This is a genomic window from Victivallis sp., assembly GCF_048170485.1.
Classification (GTDB): domain Bacteria; phylum Verrucomicrobiota; class Lentisphaeria; order Victivallales; family Victivallaceae; genus Victivallis.
Genome location: NZ_DBEXAY010000305.1, coordinates 1 through 4,936 on the forward strand (window position 1 = coordinate 1; position 4,936 = coordinate 4,936).

Below are 4,936 nucleotides of genomic sequence, written 5' to 3' on the forward strand. Positions count from 1 at the left end.
ACCTCATTATTGATATCAAATTCCGGACAGGTGGTATGTGGATCAAGCGGCACGCGTACCTGGACTCCGGAAACATGCCAGTCCAGCCAGAGAACATTCGCCGTCCCACCATGGCGCCCTGCAGGGCACCCGTACCCATTGTTCGTATAGCTTCTGACATCGGAATAGGCAGGTCCGATCCGAAAATATCCGGCGGTTGTCTTCGCCGTTTTCGCACTGGTATCGGTTGACCATGCATCTGTTACAGCAATTTTCCTGGATGCGTAACGCTGTCTTCCTATTTTACGGGAACCGCGTTCCCCCTGGCAGGACAATATATGATCATTTGTACCGTAATGAGGCCCCCAGCACCACCAGACAGCGGTGGAATCCGTTGAAAAATTTCCCGACTGTCCGGGACACTTCAACTGGGCAATCGTTAAATAGCCGGTTTTTCCTCTGGCATTCCCCGGCGAGCGTGTAGAGCCGATCAGCGCATCGGTCCACATGATGTTGTAATTGGTTGCGTGCCCCCAGACCGGCGGCAGGCAATCATCAAAATCGACGATGTAGGAGGCGAACGCTGAGCCAATCTGCCTCAAGTTATTGACACAACTGCTGGACTGCGCCCGAATCCGGGCTTTATTCAACGCAGGCAGGAGCATGGCGGCAAGAATGGCAATGATCGCTATTACAACAAGAAGTTCTATAAGAGTAAATGGTTGATCTGCAGGAAGGGAATTGCGAAGAAATCGTTTCGGGGAAAGAGATTTTTCCTTCAGGCCCATCGCTCTGCCGGTAGCACTCTTCATCTTCAAACTCCTTCTGGTTGGTTCTCTAATGGATCACCCGAGTGTTTCATCACAGCCGTGCGGTCGTCTCGCCGGGAAGCAGCTCCGGACCAAGCATCTGCAACGCCGGCGCGGCAAGGTTCCCTTCAATCAAATCGATCAGCATGGTTCCTCCCGCATATCCCAGTTCCGGCAGCCGGTGGTCAACCACGGTCGGCAATGTTTCCAGCATGTGCAGATAGGCATAATCATCGATCCCGATGATGCTGAGTTCGCCGGGCACCTTCACCTTTCTCTTTCGCGCTTCATGCAGCATCATTGTCGCAACCATCGAATTGTACGCGACCACCGCAGTGGGCGGAACCGGAAGCGATAAAAAATATCGCATGGCCTGGCACCCCTCCAGCTGACAGCGCGGGCTTGCCGGATCAATCAACGGCTCGCAGTTGTCGATGTTGTGAATCAATTCGGCGGACTGGTCAAGGCCGAATTCCGCCACCGCCGCCCGGAACGGCGTCTCCCGGTCGGCAGCCTCTTCCAGACCATCGACGGTACAGACACCGGCGTATCCGATCCGACGGTGGCCCAGATCGGCCAGATGTTTCACCGCCATCCGAATCGCCGCAACGTCATCGAACAACACACGACTCAGTTTCCCGGTGGCATCGCAACAATCGACCGCCACGACACAGTCGCTGATTGCAGCGAGCTGATCGATCCAGTCGGCACGCCGGTCGGCATGCAGCAGAATCAAACCATCGATCCGACGTTCCGCCAACCGTTCCGCACAGATCTCCGGCAGAATCTGACTGTTCATATTGAGTACCAGAATGTCATAACCGTGCTCAACGGCGGCGCGTTCAATGCCTTTGAATATCGATATTTCGTAATCGTTGCCGATATCCCGCCAGACTTTCGGCTGCACATAAACCCCGATCGTACGCGAACGGGCCTGCCGCAAACTTCGGCTGGCAAAATTGGGGTGATAACCCAGTTTCGCAGCGGCAGCCTTGATCCGCGCCCGTCGTTCCGCACTGACACCGGAGTTGCTCTGCGGATTATTCAACGCCGTAGAAACCGCGGCGACCGAGCAATGCGTCAACTCTGCAATCTGCTTGAGAGTAACCGGCTTACCTGTTGCGCTCCGTTTCATTTGTCTCGCTTTGCACTCCTTGTCACACCTCGAATGAAACGTTTCATAACTCTTTTATTCCGCCCCAATCCGAGGAAGACGCGGGGATTGAAACTCAAAACATGAAACGTTTCATATCTTGGATGATATTATACCATATTTCTTTGTCAAAGTCAAGAGGGCACAAATTTTTTTCCGAAAAAAGTCGGCTTTCGCTCACCCAACCTGCCAACAACGGAAGAACCGGCAACTGGCCGGAATATTTCAGGGAAATCCGCGTTCATCTGGGGAACCAGCTGAAATTTCATTCATTTCATCCGTCCGAAAGACCCAAATCGATATTCTGCGGCACCCGGGTGTACAATATGAAGTACTCATATTACAAGATAGATACGTCACATCTTCCGGTTGATGCAATCCGCCCGGCGCACGACACGGCGCCCCCCTTCCCCTGATGATGGAAAAAGCTCCCGAATCAGAGTTCGGGAGCAATTTGGTACGTAAACCGTTCAGAACCGGAAAAATTCAAGCTTCGATCATTATCAAGACGCACTCCGGTTACCGACAGTTACCGGCCCCGCTCAACGGCGGTTTTTCCGGAACGCTTCCACAACGACCCGCATGCGCGGATTGTCTTTCGAAGAGAGGATCTTTCCGTCAGGGGTGGACTCGTGCTCCAGACTCCAGCCGGCCCATTCGCGGAAAGCGTGATAGGTCCAATCCCAGCCATACTCTTCCAGAAGTTCGATCATATCTTTGAGATAGCGCTCCCCTCCCGGCGCTCTCACGATCACGCTGAACTCCCCGACGAAGATGGGAACCTGATACTTTCGTTGAAATTCGATCGCATCCTTCATGCTGACCCGCAGCTGTTCCTTATCCCAGTACACCCCGTTGATCCAGCCAGGGTAGCGCCAATGAATCTTCCAGGCACCGCCAACCCCTTGATGGGTGTAGGCGAACGGTTCATAGAAATGCGGGCTGTAAATGATGTTTTCATAGTGCAGCGGCTTGAAATTTCCAAATTGAGAGATGCTGAATCCCGCCGCGATAATGATGGGGGTTTTCCGGTCAATCGCCCGGATCGCCGACGTCACACGCTCGGCCGTCTGCTGCCACAAGTCAACACTCGGCGTCCGGTTGTTCACCGGTTCATTCAAAATGTCGTAGCCGTAGATCGACGGATTCCCTTTGTAACGCTTCGCCATTCTGCGCCAGGCCTCGGTCAGAGTATTGACATCAAGCCCGGTATCGATCTCATTGCTGGAAACCTTTGAAATCCGGTTGCCCGGCCCCGCATGAAGATCGATGACCGCTTTGATGTCATATTGACGGCAGAGCTTGAGCACCTCGTCGAGCCGTTGCATCTCCGCCTCGATCCATCTGAGATATCCCTCCCGGGTGGAGAGATCGATTTTCGGCGTATTGAGCCCCGGATTGAGCTGATAGCGGATTAGATTAACTCCCCAGTCCGCAAGCCGCCGGAAGGCTTCCGGCGAGAGATCTCCCCCCGACATCACGCCACGGTATTTCGTGCCGTGCCCCGGTCCGCGGGGAATCGCCGCCGCAATCGGATTGGCCGGAATTTCACGGCTCTCTTCCCTGCCCTCGACACAGCGATAAATCCTGACCGTCGCGACGCGGAACTCCCCGGACGCCCCTTGAATCCCCAGGTACAGCCCCAGATTGGCGGCGTCAGCGGGAATTACTTCGGCCATGCCGGCCGTACTCCACGCATAGGTGCCGAAATTCCGGGAGGTTTCCGGCCAGCGGCTCTTTCCGGCGCTCTGGAAGTTGAGCATCACCTTGCTGCCCCAGAAGGGACGCCCGCCGGGAGCCAGATCTTTGCCCGATACGACCGCCTCCAGCTGAATCATGCCGGCAAGTTTCCCCGCCGGCAGAGGAATCCGGATCCAATCGGTTTCGGTGTTCCGACGCGTCCGGAACACCAGAGCCCCCTTGCCATCCGGCCCCGCGTCCGGCCGGAAATGCTCCAGCGCCTCTTTTCCGGCCCGCGCCGCCCCTTCCCGGGTGGTGAAATCCCCCTCCCAGAGCAGCTCGCCGTTGACATACGCCCCCTGGAGTCCCGCGGCCGCGGCCAGAACCGCAATCAGACACCCGACTTTCGAAAGATTCATTCAGATACCTCCTGTTCTGAAACAATGGTTTTACATGTTGCGCGGCCCGTACAGCCGATTGTCGGTGGCCTCCCATTTCCACCGGAACGGGGGCTGATTCCACGGCAGGATATTGGACCGCAACCGGAAAGACTCAACATGACCATCACCACACAGGGAATTGTTGATATGCCCGTGCCGCGATGCCGGAATGCCGTATCCCCCCTGCGGCAGTCCGTTGGAGAAACTGATCCGGAAGTAGCCGTAATCCTGGTTGACCGATACCGCGGACTCCACCAGAAAAATCTTGTAGGAGGGCCGGTAAATCTTCCCTTCCCGGATCCCCAGCAGCTCGTTGTACCCGGCAAAATTGATGTTGTAGGCCCAGTCCACCTGATGGGTGTTGTTTTTCCAGTCCCCGGCCCGGAACCAGTAATTCCCGGTGCCGTAGGAGGAGACCGGCACGGCCGGACAGACAAAATCGTTTCTGGTGATCGATCGGAATCCATTGATCAGCGAAACCGTCCAGTTCGGTTTGCCGTCGGCCCCGGACTGTGTGCAGGCGGGAATCCAGCCGCCGTAATTCTGGGTGTACAGCGCAAAGTACATCCCCAGCTGTTTCGCCGTATTCGCGCACTTCACCGAACGCGCCCGGTCCCGCGCTTTGTTCAATGCCGGAAGCAGCATCGACGCCAGTATCGCGATGATCGCAATCACCACCAGCAATTCGATCAGAGAAAAAAAGCGTTTCATATTCTCCGTTCCTTTCGATTGACAGGGAAACAACTCATACCGCGCCGACAGCAGATTTTCATCCCCCCACTCTCATTTCCTTGTATCGCCTCGACGTTCGCCATCCTCTTTAATTATACTTGAAATGAACAGCAGGAACAACCCTGGCGCCCCAAATAAAATTA

At 55.4% G+C, this 4,936-nt stretch carries 4 protein-coding genes; all 4 read right to left on the reverse strand.

Features of this window, described 5'->3' with window-relative positions:
- Positions 1–791 (reverse strand): prepilin-type N-terminal cleavage/methylation domain-containing protein (locus tag ACMLHG_RS15975; protein WP_417171128.1); only part of this gene is annotated, 791 nt, incomplete at its 3' end.
- A 49-nt stretch (positions 792–840) separates the two neighbouring features.
- On the reverse strand, positions 841–1,923 hold the full coding sequence (locus ACMLHG_RS15980) for a LacI family DNA-binding transcriptional regulator (protein WP_417171129.1): 1,083 nt from the start codon (positions 1,921–1,923) through the stop codon (positions 841–843).
- A gap of 560 nt (positions 1,924–2,483) precedes the next feature.
- On the reverse strand, positions 2,484–4,040 hold the full coding sequence (locus ACMLHG_RS15985) for a glycoside hydrolase family 5 protein (protein ID WP_417171130.1): 1,557 nt from the start codon (positions 4,038–4,040) through the stop codon (positions 2,484–2,486).
- 30 nt (positions 4,041–4,070) lie between these two features.
- Positions 4,071–4,772, reverse strand: coding sequence for a type II secretion system protein (locus ACMLHG_RS15990; protein WP_294434898.1), 702 nt, complete (start codon positions 4,770–4,772; stop codon positions 4,071–4,073).
- Positions 4,773–4,936 lie beyond the last annotated feature (164 nt).

Bases quoted from the DNA above. Each gene is read 5' to 3' on its own strand.
- ACMLHG_RS15980 (WP_417171129.1), bottom strand. From the start codon at position 1,923: ATGAAACGGAGCGCAACAGGTAAGCCGGTTACTCTCAAGCAGATTGCA.
- ACMLHG_RS15985 (WP_417171130.1), bottom strand. From the start codon at position 4,040: ATGAATCTTTCGAAAGTCGGGTGTCTGATTGCGGTTCTGGCCGCGGCC.
- ACMLHG_RS15990 (WP_294434898.1), bottom strand. From the start codon at position 4,772: ATGAAACGCTTTTTTTCTCTGATCGAATTGCTGGTGGTGATTGCGATC.